General features: G+C 67.0%; 18 protein-coding genes and 2 tRNA genes. 10 read left to right on the top strand and 10 right to left on the bottom strand.

Annotated elements, in window-relative coordinates; all coding sequences use genetic code 11:
• Positions 1 to 27 precede the first annotated feature (27 nt).
• From ispD to ispF, 3 genes are all read left to right on the top strand, one after another.
• Positions 28 to 741, top strand: a complete 714-nt coding sequence (gene ispD / locus U5O44_RS00240; protein WP_322586460.1) for a 2-C-methyl-D-erythritol 4-phosphate cytidylyltransferase — start codon at positions 28 to 30, stop codon at positions 739 to 741.
• A gap of 84 nt (positions 742 to 825) precedes the next feature.
• Positions 826 to 1398 (top strand): NYN domain-containing protein, encoded by a 573-nt coding sequence (locus tag U5O44_RS00235; RefSeq protein ID WP_322586459.1) that lies wholly within the window; start codon positions 826 to 828, stop codon positions 1396 to 1398.
• Entirely contained in the window at positions 1395 to 1880 is a 486-nt protein-coding gene (gene ispF, locus U5O44_RS00230; RefSeq protein ID WP_322586458.1) for a 2-C-methyl-D-erythritol 2,4-cyclodiphosphate synthase, read from the top strand. Before U5O44_RS00235 ends, ispF begins: the two co-directional genes overlap by 4 nt.
• Before the next feature lie 24 nt (positions 1881 to 1904).
• On the opposite strand, the gene moaA is transcribed toward ispF, so the two are convergent.
• The 5 genes from moaA to argA form a co-directional block, all read right to left on the bottom strand.
• Complete coding sequence (moaA, locus tag U5O44_RS00225) at positions 1905 to 3065, bottom strand: GTP 3',8-cyclase MoaA (protein ID WP_322586457.1); 1161 nt, start codon at positions 3063 to 3065, stop codon at positions 1905 to 1907.
• Between the two features lie 72 nt (positions 3066 to 3137).
• Complete coding sequence (locus tag U5O44_RS00220) at positions 3138 to 3773, bottom strand: C40 family peptidase (RefSeq protein WP_322586456.1); 636 nt, start codon at positions 3771 to 3773, stop codon at positions 3138 to 3140.
• A 268-nt stretch (positions 3774 to 4041) separates the two neighbouring features.
• Positions 4042 to 4386, bottom strand: a complete 345-nt coding sequence (locus U5O44_RS00215; RefSeq protein ID WP_322586455.1) for an H-NS histone family protein — start codon at positions 4384 to 4386, stop codon at positions 4042 to 4044.
• Between the two features lie 89 nt (positions 4387 to 4475).
• Complete coding sequence (locus U5O44_RS00210) at positions 4476 to 4748, bottom strand: oxidative damage protection protein (RefSeq protein ID WP_322586454.1); 273 nt, start codon at positions 4746 to 4748, stop codon at positions 4476 to 4478.
• A 37-nt stretch (positions 4749 to 4785) separates the two neighbouring features.
• Positions 4786 to 6126, bottom strand: a complete 1341-nt coding sequence (argA, locus tag U5O44_RS00205; protein ID WP_322586453.1) for an amino-acid N-acetyltransferase — start codon at positions 6124 to 6126, stop codon at positions 4786 to 4788.
• A 96-nt stretch (positions 6127 to 6222) separates the two neighbouring features.
• Here argA and U5O44_RS00200 point away from each other — a divergent pair, with 96 nt between their 5' ends.
• The 4 genes from U5O44_RS00200 (at position 6223) to U5O44_RS00185 (ending at position 12240) form a co-directional block, all read left to right on the top strand.
• Positions 6223 to 7425 (top strand): winged helix-turn-helix domain-containing protein, encoded by a 1203-nt coding sequence (locus U5O44_RS00200; RefSeq protein ID WP_322586452.1) that lies wholly within the window; start codon positions 6223 to 6225, stop codon positions 7423 to 7425.
• 48 nt (positions 7426 to 7473) lie between these two features.
• Positions 7474 to 7875: a VOC family protein gene (locus U5O44_RS00195; RefSeq protein ID WP_322586451.1), complete on the top strand. Its 402-nt coding sequence runs from the start codon at positions 7474 to 7476 to the stop codon at positions 7873 to 7875.
• Between the two features lie 57 nt (positions 7876 to 7932).
• On the top strand, positions 7933 to 11904 hold the full coding sequence (gene hrpA / locus U5O44_RS00190; RefSeq protein ID WP_322586450.1) for an ATP-dependent RNA helicase HrpA: 3972 nt from the start codon (positions 7933 to 7935) through the stop codon (positions 11902 to 11904).
• Between the two features lie 90 nt (positions 11905 to 11994).
• Entirely contained in the window at positions 11995 to 12240 is a 246-nt protein-coding gene (locus U5O44_RS00185) for a GlsB/YeaQ/YmgE family stress response membrane protein (protein WP_322586449.1), read from the top strand.
• 87 nt (positions 12241 to 12327) lie between these two features.
• Here U5O44_RS00185 and U5O44_RS00180 read toward each other — a convergent pair whose 3' ends face one another.
• The 4 genes from U5O44_RS00180 to U5O44_RS00165 form a co-directional block, all read right to left on the bottom strand.
• Entirely contained in the window at positions 12328 to 12798 is a 471-nt protein-coding gene (locus tag U5O44_RS00180) for an RbsD/FucU family protein (protein ID WP_322586448.1), read from the bottom strand.
• 22 nt (positions 12799 to 12820) lie between these two features.
• A complete protein-coding gene (locus U5O44_RS00175) occupies positions 12821 to 13612 on the bottom strand; it encodes an ATP-binding cassette domain-containing protein (protein ID WP_322586447.1) in 792 nt (263 codons plus the stop codon).
• Position 13613: 1 nt separating this feature from the next.
• Positions 13614 to 14573, bottom strand: a complete 960-nt coding sequence (locus U5O44_RS00170) for an ABC transporter permease (protein WP_322586446.1) — start codon at positions 14571 to 14573, stop codon at positions 13614 to 13616.
• Between the two features lie 130 nt (positions 14574 to 14703).
• Positions 14704 to 15690 (bottom strand): substrate-binding domain-containing protein, encoded by a 987-nt coding sequence (locus tag U5O44_RS00165; RefSeq protein ID WP_322586445.1) that lies wholly within the window; start codon positions 15688 to 15690, stop codon positions 14704 to 14706.
• A gap of 201 nt (positions 15691 to 15891) precedes the next feature.
• On the opposite strand from U5O44_RS00165, the gene U5O44_RS00160 reads away from it, so the two are divergent.
• The 3 genes from U5O44_RS00160 to U5O44_RS00150 all read left to right on the top strand — a co-directional run bounded on the left by U5O44_RS00160 (position 15892) and on the right by U5O44_RS00150 (position 17090).
• On the top strand, positions 15892 to 16857 hold the full coding sequence (locus U5O44_RS00160; protein ID WP_322586444.1) for a carbohydrate kinase family protein: 966 nt from the start codon (positions 15892 to 15894) through the stop codon (positions 16855 to 16857).
• 36 nt (positions 16858 to 16893) lie between these two features.
• Positions 16894 to 16970 (top strand) — tRNA-Pro (locus U5O44_RS00155).
• Between the two features lie 43 nt (positions 16971 to 17013).
• Positions 17014 to 17090, top strand: a tRNA-Arg gene (locus tag U5O44_RS00150).
• Between the two features lie 61 nt (positions 17091 to 17151).
• Here U5O44_RS00150 and U5O44_RS00145 read toward each other — a convergent pair.
• The gene (locus U5O44_RS00145) at positions 17152 to 18003 is read right to left on the bottom strand and encodes a MipA/OmpV family protein (RefSeq protein WP_322586443.1); all 852 of its coding nucleotides are present in this window, start codon (positions 18001 to 18003) and stop codon (positions 17152 to 17154) included.
• Positions 18004 to 18047: the final 44 nt, after the last annotated feature.

The following is an 18047-nucleotide window of genomic DNA, read 5'->3' as shown; positions in this document are numbered from 1 at the left end:
GGCCCATGAGCGGCGACAATCGGGGCCATGCAGATTGGAACCCTTTCCCGTTGTTACGCCCTTGTGCCCTGTGCGGGCGTCGGCCTGCGCGCCGGCGCCGGTGGCCCCAAGCAATACCAGACCGTCGCCGGCCAGGCCATGGTGGCCCACACGCTGGCGGCGCTGGCGCAGGTGGCGCGCCTGGACGCCACGCTGGTCGTGCTGTCGCCGGGGGACACGCAGTTTGCGGCGGCTGCGCCTGCGCATGTCGGTGAGCGGGCCTGGGTCGCCCACTGTGGTGGCGCCACGCGCGCGGAAAGTGTCGCCAACGGGCTGCTGGAATTGCAGGCCCGGGGTGTTCAGCCACACGATTGGGTTCTGGTGCATGATGCAGCCCGATGCCTGTTGCAGCCGGCCTGGGTCGATCGCCTGATCGATGCCTGTCTGGACGACGAAGTGGGCGGTCTGCTGGCGCTGCCGCTGGCCGACACGCTCAAGCAGGCCGAGGGAGGGCGGGTGTCGTCGACGGTCGACCGCACCGGCAAGTGGGCCGCGCAGACGCCCCAGATGTTCCGTGCCGGCTTGCTGCTGCCCGCCCTGCGCTTTGCGGGTGACAGCGTCACGGACGAGTCCAGCGCCATCGAAGCGCTCGGGCACCAGCCAAAACTGATACACGGGGATCTCGCCAATCTGAAAGTCACTTGGCCCGAGGACTTTGTCCTCGCCGAGCGGCTGATGAACGGCTTAAATGGAATCCCCTGACCGCGGGATGCCGCGGTTGCCGTGTCTTCCTTGCTTGACTTTCCTTCCTGACTCGATTTCTTCCTATTTTCGGACAACAACACCATGAAAACCGTATGGATCGTGGACGGGGCCTACCTGTTCAACTATGGCCGCAACCGCCCCTTCGACTACCTCAAGCTCAAGGCTGAAATGACCCGCCTCAACGGCGGCCCGATCTACGAGTCCTACTACCTGAACTCGACGCCGGATGCGGCCACCGAAAGCCAGAACGCCTTCCACAGCTGGCTCAAGTCGGCTCCCCCGCGCGGTCCGAAGATGCGCGTGCAGCTCTACACCATCAAGGATCTGAACACCACTTGCCCGAGCTGCTCGCACGCTTTTCACCGCTCGGTGCAGAAGGGCGTGGATGTGGGCATCGCCACGCTCATCATCAAGCTGGCGGCACAAGGGGTGTATGACCGGCTGATCCTCTCGGCCGGTGACGGGGATTTCGAGGACGCGATCACCTACATCAAGTCCGAGCTGCACAAGGAGTTCTGGCTGCACGGCGCGATGTCGAACCTGTCCACCGACCTGCAGTGCTATGCCGACCATGTGCTGTGGATGGACGACATGCACCCTACCATCGACAAGGACAAGCCGAGTTACGGCAGCGGCTCGGCGGTGTCGGCATGAACCTGGCGGCAATGCGGATCGGGGAGGGCTGGGATACCCATGCCCTGGTGGCGGGGCGCCCGCTGGTGCTCGGCGGCGTGACCATTCCCCATGCGCTGGGGCTGCTGGGCCACTCCGATGCCGATGCCTTGCTGCACGCGATCACCGATGCGCTGTTCGGTGCGGCGGGTCTGGGGGACATCGGCAGCCATTTCCCGGACACCGCGGCCGAGTTCAAGGGCGCGGATTCGCGGCGCCTGCTGACCGAAGCGGCACGGCGTGTGCGGGCGCAGGGCTGGTCCATCGTCAATGTGGACAGCACGATCGTCGCCCAGGCGCCGAAGATGGCCCCCCACATCCCCGCCATGCGCGAGGCGATCGCGCAGGCGCTGGAGATCGCGGTGGACTGCGTCAACGTGAAGGCGAAGACGGCAGAGCGGCTGGGTCCGGTCGGCCGTGGCGAATCGATCGAGGCCCGGGCGGTCTGCCTGCTCGTGCGCTGACGCCGACCGCCGATCAGCCTCCGATCAGCCGCCGATGTAGCTCATCTCGATGCGCCGGCCGGACGGGCTGGCGCTGTCCATGGGCTGGCTGGCGCGGAGCTGGGAGTAGCGGTCGTCGCGCTGTGTCCAGATCAGCCCGATCGCGGCAGCGATTTCGTCGTCCCGGTAGGGGCGGCCGTCCGGGTGGGGTTGCCGCAGCAGGCTGCGCAGATCGTGGCCGTGCTGCGCGAACAGGCACAGGTACAGCTGACCTTCGGTGGACAAGCGGGCCCGGTTGCAGTCTCCGCAGAAGGCTTGCGTCACGCTGGAGATGAAGCCGACCTCGCCCCGTCCGTCCCGGTAGCGCCAGCGTTCGGCGGTTTCTCCGGGCTGGCTGGGCTCCAGTGCATCGAGGGGGAAATGCTGCGCGATCAGGCGCTGCACATCCGCCGAGGGCAGGACTTCGTCCATGCGCCAGCCATTCGTCGCGCCGACGTCCATGTACTCGATGAAGCGCAGCACCACCTGACCGCCATAGTGGTCGCGGAAATGGCGCGCCATGGGCACGATTTCCTGCTCGTTGGTGCCGCGCTTGACGACCATGTTGACCTTGATCGGCCCCAGGCCTGCGGCCACCGCGGCATCAATCCCGGCCAGCACGTCGGCTACCGGAAAATCGACATCGTTCATGCGGCGGAAGATGGCGTCATCCATCGCGTCCAGGCTGATGGTCACGCGCTGCAGACCCGCAGCCTTCAGGGCCGCCGCCTTGCGTGCCAGCACGGAGCCGTTCGTCGTCAAGGTCAGGTCCAGCGCGGTGCCGTCCGGCGTGCGCAGCGTGGCCAGCATCTCGATCAGGCGCTCCAGGTGCTTGCGCAGCAGCGGCTCACCGCCCGTCAGGCGAATCTTGTGCACCCCATGGGCCACGAACAGGCGTGCCAGCCGCAGGATTTCCTCGAAACTGAGCAAGGCAGATTGCGGCAGAAACTGGTGGTGCTTGTCGAATACTTCCTTGGGCATGCAGTAGCTGCAGCGGAAGTTGCAACGGTCCGTCACCGATATTCGCAGGTCATGCAGCGGGCGTCCCCGTCCGTCGCTCAGCAGGCCCGTGGGCGCAGCGGGCAGCTCAGGTATCCGGGGCAGCGTGGCCGGGGGGGCCGAGGCACTGCGCTGGTCGACAATGGCAATGATGTTTCGTTCCGACATGGCCGCTGCATTGTGCCTGTTTCAGGCGGTGTTCAGCGGTCGCAAGGTCTGGCGCGAAGAGGTTCAGTCCGTTCAGTTCCCGAGATTCGATGTGTTGAGGTTGCGCGCCGGTGTGCCAGTGCTCAATTGTGGAACACGGCGGGCGCCATCGAAGCGGCGGGTCCAGTAGTCCTGGCGCATGTCTTCCACACGGACGGTGCTGCCGGTGCGCGGTGCGTGGATGAATTTGCCCTCGCCAACATAGATGCCGACATGGGAAAACGCGCTGCGCATCGTGTTGAAAAACACGAGATCACCGGGTTTGAGATCATCCTGGCGAATCGAGAGCAGCCCGGGGGCATTGGCCTGTTCTGAGGATCGGCGCGGCAGCAGCAGCCCGACGCTGTTTTCGAAGACATGCCGGGTAAACCCGCTGCAATCGAAGCCTGTGGCCTCACTGGTGCCGCCGAACCGGTAGCGCACGCCCAGGAACTGCATCGCCGACAACACCAGTTCCGACGCAGTCTCGCGAACGCCGCCCAGCAGGTCATCGCTGGCGCGCACCGGGGTGCCGGAGGCGTTGTCAGCGGTGAACCGGTCTTGCAGGAAGCGACTGATCGGATCGACCGAGTCCGGTGCCGCGTGGGCTGGCAGCGTTGTCCAACCCAGCGCGCAGGCGGCGAGTACAGACAGGATCGAGTTGCGTAGCACCGAGTACAAACCTTGCATCTGGTATGGGAGTGTGAGAAAAGTCACTTACGTGAGCATAGGCAACGGCCTGCGGGCTGTCAATCCGGATGCCGTCCTCAATTCTTAAGCCAATGCCTGGACTGGACCTGAGACGAACTCAACCGACTGAAGTCGTGGTCTGCGGATCGGGGCGCAATCGAGGCGAAATCGGGACGAAGGGGGCCGGGCGGTGGATTTTGCCCGAAATGAAAAAACAAAACCACCCGAAGGTGGTTTTTGCAAAGCGAGGCGGTGAAGGAAGCGAAGATCAGACCGCGAAGTCGGTCAGGCTGTGGCCGTTCTCGATCGCGGCGGCCAGCCACTTCGGCTTCAGGCCACGGCCCGACCAGGTTTCGCCGGTGTTCGGGTCGCGGTACTTGGCGGCGACCTTGCGGGTCGTGCCGGGTTCGGCGATGCCGATCTTGGGCGGGCGGCCGGGTTTTCCGGCGCTCAGGTCTGCGGCGGTGAGGCCATTTTCAGCCATCATCGTCTTGATCTGGTTGATGACGGCTGCGCGTTCGTTGCGCAGGGTTTCGGCAATCTGCCTGTCCAGTTCGGACTGCAGTCGGTCGAGTTCGGCCTTTTGCGCAATGAGTTCTTGGTAGGTGGTCATGTGTAATTCCCCAACGGTTGATCCGGGCTGGATTCTAGAAACAATCCGATCCTTCTGTCCAGTGCCGAAACAACCCGGGAAATCACGCATCAAGCCGACGGCGGCACATATCCTTGCGGCTGGTCGGCGCCGGATCCGAAGAAATAGTTCTCCATCTGGCGTGCCAGATACTGGCGCGCGCGCGCATCGGCCAGATTCAGGCGGTTTTCATTGACCAGCATGGTCTGGTGCTTGAGCCATTGCGCCCAGGCTTCCTTGCTGACGTTCTGGTAGATGCGCTTGCCCAGTTCGCCGGGATAGGTCGGGTAGTCCAAGCCTTCGGCTTCCTTTTTCAGCAGGATGCATTGAATGGTGCGTGCCATGGAAGTGTTCCTTTCGAGGAGGGATTCTTGCGGCCGATCAGCCGAGTTTCTTGACCAGCACCTGCGAGCGCCGGTCCCAGTTGTATTTGCGTTTGCGGGCTTCCGGCAGCCAGTCGGGGTCGACCTGCTGGAAGCCGCGCTTGACGAACCAGTGCATCGTGCGCGTGGTGAGCACGAAGATGCTGTCGAGGCCCATCGCACGGGCGCGCTGCTCGATGCGCTTGAGGATGCGCTCGCCGTCGCCCTGGCCCTGGACCTGGGGCGAGATGGTCAGCGCAGCCATTTCGGCGGTCCGGGCTTCCGGGTAGGCGTAGAGCGCCGCGCAGCCGAAGATGATGCCGTCGTGCTCGATGACGGTGTAGGTGGTGATGTCGCGCTCGATCTCGGTGCGGCTGCGCTTGACCAGCGTGCCGTCGCGCTCGAAGGGCTCGATCAGCTGCAGGATGCCGCCCACGTCGTCGGCGGTGGCCTCGTGCAGGCTTTCGAGTTTCTCGTCGACCACCATGGTGCCGACGCCGTCGTGGGTGAAGATCTCCATCAGCACTGCGCCATCGCCGGCGAACGGCAGGATGTGCGAGCGCTCGACCCCGCCCTCGCAGGCGCGCACGCAATGCTGCAGGTAGAAAGCCGGGTCGCTGGGCTGGGTTGGTTCGGGCAGGCGTGCCAGCAGGCGGCGGGCATCGGCCAGCGCCAGTTCGGTGTCGATGGCGCTGTCCGGGTCGTCCAGGTCTTCGCGGATGCCGGGCAGCTCGGTCATGAACAGCAGCTTGTCGGCCTGCAGCGCGATGGCCGTGGCCGTGGCGACTTCCTCCATCGTCAGGTTGAACGCCTCGCCGGTCGGTGAAAAACCGAACGGCGACAGCAGCACCAGTGCGCCGATGTCGATGGCGCGGCGGATCGTGGCCGAATCGACCTTGCGCACGACGCCGCTGTGCATGAAGTCCACGCCATCGACGATGCCCACCGGGCGGGCGGTGAGGAAATTGCCGGACACGACCCGCACCGTGGCATTGGCCATCGGGGTATTCGGCAGTCCCTGCGAAAACGCGGCCTCGATCTCGAAACGCAATTGACCGGCCGCTTCCTGCGCGCAGTCGAGCGCGACGGGGTCGGTGATGCGCTTGCCGTGGCTGAAGCGCGAGGCGTGGCCCTTGGCGCGCAGCTGCTCGTTCACCTGCGGTCGAAAACCGTGGACCAGCACCAGCTTGATGCCCATCGCGTGCAGCAGCGACAGATCCTGGACAAACGCATTGAGCTTGCCGGCGGCGATCAGCTCGCCCGCCATGCCGATCACGAAGGTCTTGCCGTGGTAGGCGTGGATGTGCGGCGCGACCGAGCGGAACCAGGGAACGAAGGTGTGCGGGAAAACAAGGCTCATGGGGTCGGGATTGTGCCTGAGCACATGCCGACCGTTCCGGACGGGGTGGGCGAAGAAAAATGTCGCCCAGAATGTGGCCCATTCAGGGAGTACGCCATGAAAACACCGCCAGCACTGTTGAGACCACTGGCCCTGCAACCTCAAGGGCTGGGGCCATCGCCCGTGTTCGGGCAGGGTGCCGCGGGTGCATTGCGCGCCATCGAGCATCTGGGGTATGTGCAGATCGATACCCTGGCCGTGATCGAGCGGGCGCACCACCATGTGCTGTGGAGCCGGGTGCCGGGGTATGCGCCGGAACACCTGAACACGCTGCTGCGCGACGGGTCGGTGTTCGAGCACTGGTTCCATGCCGCGTCCTGTCTGCCGATGCGCGATTACCGGTTTTCCTTGCCGCTGATGGCGTCGGTGCGCGAGGGGCATACCTGGCACGCCGGTCGGACAGACGCCGCGGTGATGCGCCAGCTCCTGGACCGGGTGCGCGTGGATGGGCCGCTGACGCTGCGCAGCCTGGGCCAGCCCTCGGGCGTGAACGGTGGCCAGGGCGGCTGGTGGAACGCCGGGCCGCTCAAGCACGCGCTGGACCGGCTCTTCATGCAGGGCGACCTGATGGTGCGCGAGCGCTACGGCATGGAGAAGGTCTACGACCTGGCCGAGCGGGTGCTGCCGAGCGGGCTGGATCTGCGCGAGCCGACGCTGGACGAGTGCGCGCGGCACTGGCTGGACACGGTGGTGCGGGCGCACGGCGTCGTGACCTGGACACAACTGCTGCACCTGCGCACGGGGCCGGCCATCCGGGACGCGATGCGCCGGGCTGTGGACGAGCGGCTGGCCGACCGGTCGCTGGTGCGGCTGGAGGAGGCGGTGCTGCCGGATGCGTATGCCGATGCGGCCGCGCTGGCCGCACTCGACAGTGCGGCGCCCACCTCCCACCGGGCAGTTCGGCTGCTTTCCCCATTCGACAACGCGGTGATCCACCGGGAGCGGCTGCTCGGCCTGTTCGGACTGGACTACCGGCTGGAGTGCTACACGGCAGCGCCGAAGCGGGTGTACGGGTATTTCTGTCTGCCGATCCTGTTCGGGGACCGGTTCGTGGGGCGGGTGGACTGTAAGGCCCATCGGCGCGAGCGGCGGTTCGAGGTGCTGAGCCTGCATGTCGAGGCCGCACGGTCCGATCTGGACCTGGACGGGTTTCGCCCGGCGTTGGCCGAGGCCTTGACGGCGCTGGCGGGGTTCTGCGGGTGCGACCGGGTGGACCTCGGATCGGCGCCCGGCGCTGGTTTTCTCACCTTGACGCTGTAAAGCCGTCGTCGCACGATGCTTGGCACCAACCCCCGCCAGGAGACCCGCATGGATGCCTTCAAGACCCACGGTGCGATCAGCTGGACTGAGCTGATGACCACCGATCCCGCCCGATCGGCGGACTTCTACCACCAGCTCTTCGGCTGGACCGTCGAGACGATGCCCATGCCGCAAGGCCCGTACCGCGTCCTCAAGGTGGGCGACACGGCCATCGGCGGCATCATGGCGATTCCGCCGACGGCGCCTTCCAGCATGCCGCCGAACTGGTGCCCGTATGTGACGGTGGACAACGCCGACGAGACGGCCGGCGAGTGTGCGGCGCTGGGCGGGCGGGTGCTGATCGAGCCGACGGATGTGCCGGGCATCGGGCGCTTCGCCGTGCTGCAGGATCCGCAGGGCGCCGTGCTCAACATCATGGAATACGCGGAGATGCCGGAATCCGGCGCCTGACCTGGGGTTGCGCGCGATTGAACGGGTCGGGTGGGGCAGGGGGATAATCCGCGCCCTGTGAACCGTCCTTCTCGCCCCCCACGCTCTTCGGAGCCGCCGGCCTCGCGCCGCCCCGCCAATCCCGTCCCGCCGATCACCTACCCCGACACGCTGCCGGTGTCGGCACGCCGCGAGGAGATCGCCCGTGCGCTCGCCGAGCACCAGGTCATCATCGTCTGCGGCGAGACCGGCTCCGGCAAGACCACGCAGCTGCCCAAGATTGCGCTCGAACTCGGCCGTGGCCTGGGCGCGGGCGGCTCGGGCCTGATCGGCCACACGCAACCCCGCCGCATCGCCGCCAGCTCGGTCGCCAAGCGCATCGCCGACGAGCTGAAATCGCCGCTCGGCGAGGTGGTCGGCTACAAGGTGCGCTTCCAGGACCGGCTGCAGCCCGGCGCCTCGGTCAAGCTGATGACCGACGGCATCCTGCTCGCCGAGACGCAGTCCGACCCGCTGCTCAAGGCCTACGACACCCTCATCATCGACGAGGCCCACGAGCGCAGCCTCAACATCGACTTCCTGCTCGGCTACCTGCGCCAGATCCTGCCGCGCCGGCCCGACCTGAAGATCGTCGTCACCTCGGCCACCATCGACGCCGACCGCTTCGCCCAGCACTTCGCCTCGCGCCACGGCCCGGCGCCGGTGATCCTGGTCAGCGGGCGCACCTTCCCGGTGGAGCAGCGCTGGAAGGCGTTCGAGGAGACCAAGGAGTTCGACCTCAACGACGCCATCGCCGACGCGGTGGATGAACTCTGGCGCAGCGGCTCGGGCGACATCCTCGTCTTCCTGCCCGGCGAGCGCGAGATCCGCGAGGCCGCCGACCACCTGCGCAAGCACCTCAGCCACCAGCCGCTGCACCGCCACGCCGACATCCTGCCGCTGTTCGCCCGGCTGTCGCAGCAGGAGCAGGACCGTGTCTTCGAGACCGGCGGCGGCAAGCGCATCGTGCTGGCCACCAACGTCGCGGAAACCTCGCTGACCGTGCCCGGCATCCGCTACGTGATCGACACCGGCCACGCCCGCGTCAAGCGCTACAGCTACCGCAACAAGGTCGAGCAGCTCCAGATCGAGCCGATCTCGCAGGCGGCGGCCAACCAGCGCGCCGGCCGCTGCGGCCGGGTGGCCAACGGCATCTGCATCCGGCTCTACGACGAGAAGGACTTCCTCGGCCGCCCGCGCTTCACCGACCCGGAAATCCTGCGCTCCTCGCTGGCCGGGGTGATCCTGCGCATGAAGGCGCTGCACCTCGGGCTGGTCGAGGACTTCCCCTTCCTGGAGCCGCCGCCGCGCAAGGCGATCGCCGACGGCTACGCGCTGCTGGGCGAACTTGGCGCGGTGGATGAGCAGAACGAGCTGACGCCGATCGGCCAGGAGCTGGCGCGGCTGCCGCTCGACCCGCGGGTGGGCCGCATGATCCTGGAGGCACGCAACCGCGAGGCGCTGAGCGAGGTGGTCATCATCGCGTCGGCGCTGAGCGTGCAGGACGTGCGCGACCGGCCGATGGAGGCGCAGCAGGCCGCCGACGAGAAGCACAAGAAGTTCGACGACGAGCGCTCGGAGTTCATGGGCTACCTGAAGCTGTGGAAGTGGATCGAGGAGGGCCGCGGCCAGCACGGCCACGCCGACGCCGCCAAGGCCGGCCAGAAGATCGACACCCACAAGCTCAGCAACCGCCAGCAGGAGCAGCGCCTGCGCGAGAGCTTCGTCAGCCCGCGCCGCGTGCGCGAATGGCGCGACATCCACAGCCAGCTCCACACCGTCGTCGCCGAACACGGCTGGCGGCTCAACGGCGCGCCGGCCACGTATGACCAGGTCCACCTGTCGATGCTGGCCGGCCTGCTCGGCAACATCGGGCTGAAGGCGGAGGACGACGAGTGGTACCTCGGCGCGCGTGGCATCAAGTTCTGGCGCCACCCGGGTGCGCACCTGAGCAAGAAGCCAGGCCGCTGGCTGGTGGCGGCCGAACTGGTGGACACGACCCGGTTGTTCGGGCGCGGGCTGGCGGCGATCGACCCGGCGTGGATTCCGCCGATCGCCGGCCACCTGCTGAAGACCCAGTTGCTGGAGCCGCACTGGGAGAAGAAGGCCGCCGAGGTCATCGCGCTGGAGCGGGCGACGCTCTACGGCATCGTCGTCTACGCCAACCGCCGCGTGAACTTCGGCAACGTGGACGCGCCGGCCGCGCGCGAGATCTTCATCCGCGAGGCGCTGGTCAACGGCGAGTGGGAGACGAAGCTGCCCTTCCTCGCCCACAACCAGAAGATGATCCGCCAGGTCGAGGAGCTGGAGCACAAGTCGCGCCGCCAGGACGTGCTGGTGGACGACGAGCTGATCCACGCCTACTACGACGCGCAACTGCCGCGCGACGTGGTCAGCGGCGCGAGCTTCGAGCGCTGGTACCGCCAGGAGAGCAAGCCCGAGCACTCGGGCCCGAAGCTGCTGCACCTGACCCGCGACGAGCTGATGCGCCACGAGGCGGCCGGCATCACGACGGCGGCCTTCCCGAAGACGCTGCGGCTCGGCGGCATCGACTGCACGACCGAGTACCTGCACAGCCCCGGTGACGCCAAGGACGGCGTGACGGTGACGGTGCCGATCTATGCGCTCAACCAGGTCAGCGAGGAGCGCTGCGAGTGGCTGGTGCCGGGGATGCTGGAGGCGAAGGTGCTGGCGCTGGTCAAGAGCCTGCACCAGCGCCCGCGCTCGCGGCTGGTGCCGCTGCCGGACTACGTGGCGGAGTTTGTCGAGCTGAACCCGTTCGCGCAGGGCAACCTGGTCGATGTGCTGCTCAAGGCGGTGCGCGAGCGCACGCAGATCGCCGTGCAGCGCAACGATTTCAAGCTGGAGATGGTGGCGCCGCACCTGTTCATGAACTTCCGCGTCGTGGACGAACACGGGCGGCAGCTCGGCATGGGGCGCAACCTTGCGGCGCTGAAGGCGGAGCTGGGGGGGCAGGCGCGGACGGCGTTTCAGGCGCTGGCGGGGTTGAAGGTGGCTGCGCGTGCGGAGCCCCCACCCCAACCCTCCCCCGCTGGGGGAGGGGGCAAGACCGGGGCTGCGCAAGGCGCACGGGTATTGCCGTCTTCTCTCCCTCCCCCAGCGGGGGAGGGCCGGGGAGGGGGCACCGCACCGAGCGCCGCCCCCGCCCGCTACACGACCTGGACCTTCGGCGAACTCCCCGAGCTGATGGAGATCCGCAAGGCGGGCCAGACGCTGATCGGCTTCCCGGCGCTGATCGACTGCGGCGCGCACGTCGAGATCGAGGTGTTCGACGAACCGGACGCCGCTGCCGCGAAGCACCGCAGCGGCCTGCGCCGGCTGGTGGCGCTGAACATCAAGGAGCCGCTGAAGTACCTGGAAAAGAACATCCCCGACCTGCAGAAGATGTCGGTGGCCTACATGCCGCTGGGCACGCAGGAGGAGCTGCGCGACCAGGTCATCGACGTGGCGCTGACGCGGGCCTTCCTCGCCGATCCGCTGCCGACCGACGCGGCGGCGTTCCAGCGCCGCCTGGACGAAGGCCGCCCGCGCCTGAACCTGATCGCCCAGGAGGTGGCGCGCACGGCCGGTGCCATCCTGATCGACTACGCCGCCGCGCTGCGCAAGCTCAAGGACAGCCGCGTGCCCAAGGACGTGGCCGACGACATCACCGGCCAGTTGCAGCGCCTCGTGCCCAAGCGCTTCATCGCGCAGACGCACTGGTCGCAGCTCCACCACCTGCCGCGTTACCTCAAGGCGGTCGTGCTGCGGCTGGACAAGTGGCGCGCCGACCCGGTCCGCGACGCGCAGCGCCTGACCGAGCTGCGCCCGTTGGAGACGCGCTACACCCGCCGCCTCGCCGACCTCAAGGGCACCGACGACAGCCGCCTGACCGAGTACCGCTGGTTGCTCGAAGAGTTGCGCGTGAGCCTGTTCGCGCAGGAATTGCGCACGCCGCAGCCGGTCAGCGTCAAGCGGCTCGACAAGGTCTGGGCGCAGATGAATCAATAGGCTGCGCACGCTCTGGTGACAAAGATCACGTTTTTCTCCTACAGTGCGGTACCGCCGTGGGGCGGGTCACATCTGAGGAGATGACTGATGATGAGTTTTGTCTGGATGGTGATCGTGGGCTTTCTGATCGGCCTCGTGGCCCGGTGGATCATCCCCGGCACGCAGGCGCTGGGGTTCATCCTGACCACGCTGCTCGGCATCGCCGGCTCGTTCGTCGCCGGGTTTGCGGGGCAGATGCTGGGTCTGTACGCACAGGGGCAGCCCGTGGGCTACATCGCGTCGGTGATCGGCGCGGCCGTGCTGCTGTTCGTGGTGGGCAAGCTCAAGGGTGCCTGACGCCGAGGGCTTCGTGAGCGAACCCACATGAAAAAGGCCGGCGAGATGCCGGCCTTTTCCTTCTGTCTGGGTGGGGCAGCTTGCCGGTCAGGGCACCAGCGCCTCGCCGATCACGCCCTTCTTGAACACGAAGTTGCCATAGGGCTGCAGGTCACCCGTCAGCACGATCGCAAACGCCTGGCGCACCCGGTCGTAGAACGCGAAGCGCTCGATCGCCTCGCACTGGTCGGACCGTGCATGCCCGTCGGTCTCGATCAGGTCGATCACGTCACGCTGCAGGCGGCTGCGGTAGCCGTCGGGCGTGTCGCAGACCTTCATGTACGCGATCGGCTGCGATACCGCCGCGTCCAGCGGCAGCAGGCTGAGCACGGCCTGCGCGGTGCGGCGGATGCCGGCGCCGGGCAGATGGATCAGCGGCTTGCGCCGACCGTCCGGGCCGACGCTCAGGCTGGCGGCGGTGAAGTTGGCATCCGCCACGATGATCTCGTCGCCGTGCCCCATCTCCGCCAGCACCTGCAGCAGTTGCGGTGTCAGCAGAGGATCGATCCCCTTGAGCATGTCGTGTTCTCCTGTGGCTGATTCAGGCCAGCCACTCGGCCGGGATCTGGTCGGTAGGCATGGCGCCCGTCATGACCGCCACGGTGTCGCTCATGCTGACCTTCTTCGGGTTCAGCACGGCGCCGCGCTTGCCCAGGCGGGCGACGTGGATGCGGTCGGCGATCTCGAAGACGTGCGGCATGTTGTGCGAGATCAGGATCACCGGCAGGCCCTTGTCGCGCACCCGGCGGATCAGCTCCAGCACCATGTTGCCCTCCTTGACGCCCAGCGCCGCCGTCGGCTCGTCCAGGATCACCACATGCTCGGCAAACGCCGCCGCACGCGCCACCGCCACGCACTGGCGCTGGCCGCCCGAGAGCGTCTCCACCGCCTGCGTCATCGAGCGGATGCCGACCTTGAGGTCGTTCATCCGGGCGATGCTTTGTTCGAGCATCTTCTTCTTGTCGATCATGCGCAGCACGCTGCCGGCAAAACCGGGGCGGAGGATCTCGCGGCCCAGGAAGAGGTTCTCGGCGATGGTCATGGCCGGCGCCACGGCCAGGTCCTGGTACACCGTCTCGATGCCGACGCGGCGGGCGTCGATCGGGCTCTTGAAGTGGATCGGCTTGCCGTCCAGCTCGATCGTGCCTTCATCGGGAATGGTCGCGCCCGACAGGCACTTGATCAGCGAGGACTTGCCCGCGCCGTTGTCGCCGATCACGGCCAGGATTTCCCCGGCACGCAGTTCGAAGTCGGCGCCGTCCAGCGCGGTCACCTGGCCATAGCGTTTCACCAGGCCGGTGGCTTTCATGACGATTTGTGCTTGAGCGCTCATGTCAGCGGCCCCCCTTGCGAGACATCTGATCCGTGGCCACGGCCAGGATCACCAGGATGCCGGTCACCAGGATCTGGTAGACCGACGACACACCCATCAGCGTGAGGCCGTTGCGGAACACGCCGACGATCAGCGCGCCCACCAGCGTGCCCAGCAGGATGCCGCGACCACCGAACAGACTGGTGCCGCCCAGCACCACGGCGGTGATGGCGTCCAGGTTCTCGGTCTGGCCGGCGTTCGGGTCACCGGCGCCGGTGCGTGCCACGGCCAGCATCGAGGCGATGCCGTAGAACATGCCCGCCAGCGCGTAGACGCCCAGCAGCACGCGGTCGGTCGGGATGCCCGTCAGGCGGGTGGCTTCCGGGTTGTTGCCCACCGCGTAGACGTGGCGACCGGGTGCGGTTTCGCGCAGCCAGAGCCAGGTGGCGATGTACAGGGCCACCACCAGCACCGAGCCGTACGCGATGCGCGCGCCGCCCAGGCCGAAGGTCTCGCCCAGCAGGTTCATGCCGTCGGGGATGTCAGTGACCGTCTGCGCTCCGGAATACAGCTGGGTGATCGCGAAGGCGATGTTCAGCGTGCCGAGCGTGACGATGAAGGGTGGCAGCTTGACGCGGGTGACGAGCAGACCGTTGGCCAGGCCGAACAGGGTCGTCACGGCCACACCGCACAGGATGGCCACGGGCGCGCTCAGACCGAAGTCGGCGGCGAGCTTGGTCATCACGATGGAGCCGAGTGCCATCACCATGCCGCATGAAAGGTCGATGCCGGCGGTGAGGATGATCAGGGTCTGGCCGATGGCGATCGTGGCCACCACCATGACCTGCTGCAGGATCAGGGAAAAATTCTGCAGCGTGAGAAAGCGTTCGTGCTGGAAGGAAAAGAAGGCACAGGCCAGGAACAGTGCGATGGCCGGGCCCAGTGTCCCGATCGGGGGCAGCTTGGCGGTGAGCGAATTCATGGGTGGGGCTCGCTGGTGGCGTCCGTCGAGAAAGGAAAGCCCCGTGGTGACGGGGCTTCCAGAAGGAGGGGCGATCGCATGACCACCCCTGTGCGGTCAAAGATCCAGAGGGATCCGGGCTTGCGCCGGATCAGTCACCCCAGCACTGCGCGCGTGCCGTCTTGGTGTCGATGCTCTTGACGCCGGCAACGGGCTTGCTCGCCACCAGGTCCACACCGGTGTCGGTGTAGCCGCTTTGACGCTTGCCGTCCTTGGCGTACTTGACACCGGCGGCCACGCCCATCGCGGCCATCTTCAGCGGGTACTGCATGGAGGTCGCGGCGATCACGCCCTTCTCGACGTTGCCCACGCCGTTCGAGCACATGCCGTCCACGCCCAGGATCACGACATCCTTTTCCTTGCCAGCGGCCTTCAGCGCCTTGTAGGCACCGGCGGCAGCGGGTTCATTGATGGCGTACACGACGTTGATGTCGGCGTTCTTCTGCAGGCAGTTTTCCATGCCGGTCTGGCCCTTGGCGGCGTCGCCGAAGGAGTCGGCCATGCAGACCACTTCCGCCGGCTGGGCCAGCTCGTTGCTCTCGGCCGGCAGGGTCTTCAGGCCGTAGCCGGCCAGGAAGCCGTTGTGGCGCTGCGCACCGACCGGGTGGCCGGGGAACAGGTCCAGCGTGGCGATGACGGGCTTCTTGCCGCCCAGCGTGGCCTTGGCGTAGGCGCCGATCAGCTCGCCGGCCTTGTAGTTGTTGGTGGCGAACAGGGCGTCGGCTTCTGCCACCGGGCTGTCCAGGGCGATGACCTGCACGCCCTGGGCCTTGATCTTCTTGATCGTCGGGACGATGGCGTCACCCGACGAGGTGATCAGGATGGTCTTGGCGCCGGCGGCAACCATGTTCTCCATCGCGGTGATCTGGCCGGCGGTGTCACCGTCCTGCTTGCCGGAGGCCGACAGCAGCTTGGCGCCCAGCTTCTTGGCTTCGGCTTCCGCACCTTGCTTCATCTTGACGAAGAACGGGTTGGTTTCGGTCTTGGTGATCAGGCCGATGACCGGCTGCGCAGCCATCGTCGAGGTGGCGAAGCAGGCGAGAGCGGCGGCGAAGCCCAGGGTGGAAAGACGCGACATGTTTTGTCTCCGGAAGAAAAGGGCGGCCCATGGAACGAGCCAGGTGGTGAGGTGAGGTCCGTTTGTGCTGAACCTGCGGAACGAATGGTAGCGGCTCGACTAATTAAATCAACTAGCTTGATTTAGTGATTTCCCTAGTGTCACCACCGCCAAGGGATGAGACGATCGCGACCCCGAAATCTGTTGACCGAGTGAACCAACATGCGAGCTGATCCCGCGAACCTGCCGTTGCCGATCGTCATTTGCGGGGAATCCCTGCTGGATGTGTTCCAGGATGGCCCGACGCCCACGGGTCTGCGGCTGGATGCCGTGGTGGGGGGGTCGCCGCTGAACGTGGCGGCCGGTGTGCAGCGCATGGGCCAGTCGGCGGTGTTCCTGGGGGCGGTCTCGCGCGACTTTCTCGGCGAGCGCATCCTGCGCAGCGTGGTCGACGAGGGCATCTCGACCGAAGCCGTCATCCTGAACGACGCCCCCACCACACTGAGCCTGGTCGGTGTCGATGCCAACGGCGTGCCCAGCTACCGCTTCTACGGCACCGGCGGCGCAGACCGCCAGCTGCTGCCCGAACACCTCGCCCGCCTGCCGGCCGAGGTCGCCGCGATCCACTTCGGCTCGTTCGGCTGCGTGGTCGAGCCGATCGCGTCCACCATCCGCACCCTGGTCGAGCAGCGCCACGCCACGACCGTGATCTCGTACGACCCGAACGTGCGCCTGAACGTCGAGCCGTCGCTGGAGGCGTGGCGCGACAACATCGAATGGATGTCGGCGCGCACGCACCTGCTCAAGCTCAGCGACGAGGACTTCGAGCGGCTCTATCCGGAACTGGATCCGGCCGACCTGGCCGCACGCTGGCTGGCGGCGGGCGTGTCGCTGGTGATGATGACGCGCGGCGGCAAGGGCGCGCTGGCGTGGACCCGCGAAGGGCAGTGCGAGGTGTCGGCGCCCAAGGTGCAGGTGCAGGACACGGTCGGCGCGGGCGACACCTTCCAGGCCGCCACGCTGGTCGCGCTGGCGGAACTCGGCCGGCTGAGCCCTGCGGGTCTGGCTGCCATCACGCTCGACGAAGTCCGCCGCGTGGCCGACTTCGCTGCCAATGCCGCGGCCATCACCTGCACCCGCCGCGGCCCCGATCTGCCGCGCCGGCACGAATTGCGCGAATTGATCTGAACCCGCCAAAAGTAGGCTATGATCTAAGGCTCTTGTCGGGGCGTAGCGCAGCCTGGTAGCGCATCTGGTTTGGGACCAGAGGGTCGAAGGTTCGAATCCTTTCGCCCCGACCAAGAACTTCACATCGCCAGATCGCCAGTCGCTGCCATCTGCACACTGCCCGTAGCTCAACTGGATAGAGCACCGGCCTTCTAAGCCGGGGGTCGGGAGTTCGAGTCTCTCCGGGCAGGCCAAACCGGCGAATCACGGTCCCTCACTGTCCCCACGATGGCACATGCAAGTGGCAAGTGCGCCTCAATCGCTCGCAGTCTCGTCGGATCGCATCCAGGTGTAGGACAGCCCCAGGCCGACGCTGGCGCCATGGGTGCGCTTGACCAGCGGGCTGTGTTCGTTGGCCGCTCCGCTGACCGTGTCCAGGCGCCCGAAGCCGAGGATGCGCCAGTCACGCGACAGGCTGCGCGACAGCGAAGCCGACAGGCGCCATGCCACCAGACCGCTCCGGGCCTCGTAGGCCGGCCGTCCTGCCAGCGCGTGGACCGGGTCGACGCCGTAGAAGGTCCGGGCCAGACGCTGGTCGGCGACGATGGCGCTCACGCTCGTCGTGTAGCCCCAGCCGGTGCTGGACCGCCGTTGGAACACGAGCCGTGGCTCGAAGGCGATGCCACGGGAGTGCCCGCGCGCGTTGAGGTCGAACACGCCGCGCAGCGGCAGGTCCAGTCGCCAGGCACCACCACCCGGTCCCGCACCGAGGTTCCACTTGATCCGGGGGCCGAACTCCACCAGGGTGCCGAGGTCTGGCATGCCACGCCGCGCCTCGATGTCATCGGAGCGTGCGCCGAACGAGCCCGACACACCGATGTCGAGTTCGGCATTGGGCGTCTTGAAGGCCCGCAGGCCGGCCGTCTCGCGGTCTGCGCGCAGGAACTGGCCTCGATAGACCAGGTAGGGCAGCGCCAGGCCGCGGGTCACCTGCTGGTCCGAGCCCGGATAGGCCTGTTGAGACACCCCCACGCCGACACCACCGATCTCCCACAGCGGCAGTGCGGCCACCTGGGACTCGGCTGCGGCCGGGATCGCCGTGAAGCAGGCGGTGGCCAGCGGCAGCGACACCCGGGCATGGCGCCTCAGAAAACGGGACACTTGCATCTTGGACTCCGAAGTTTGGGGTCGTGATGTTGACGTGTAGTCGA

It is taken from the genome of Sphaerotilus sp. (assembly GCF_034519685.1).
Classification (GTDB): domain Bacteria; phylum Pseudomonadota; class Gammaproteobacteria; order Burkholderiales; family Burkholderiaceae_C; genus Sphaerotilus.
This window is presented reverse-complemented; position numbering and strand designations above follow the sequence as displayed.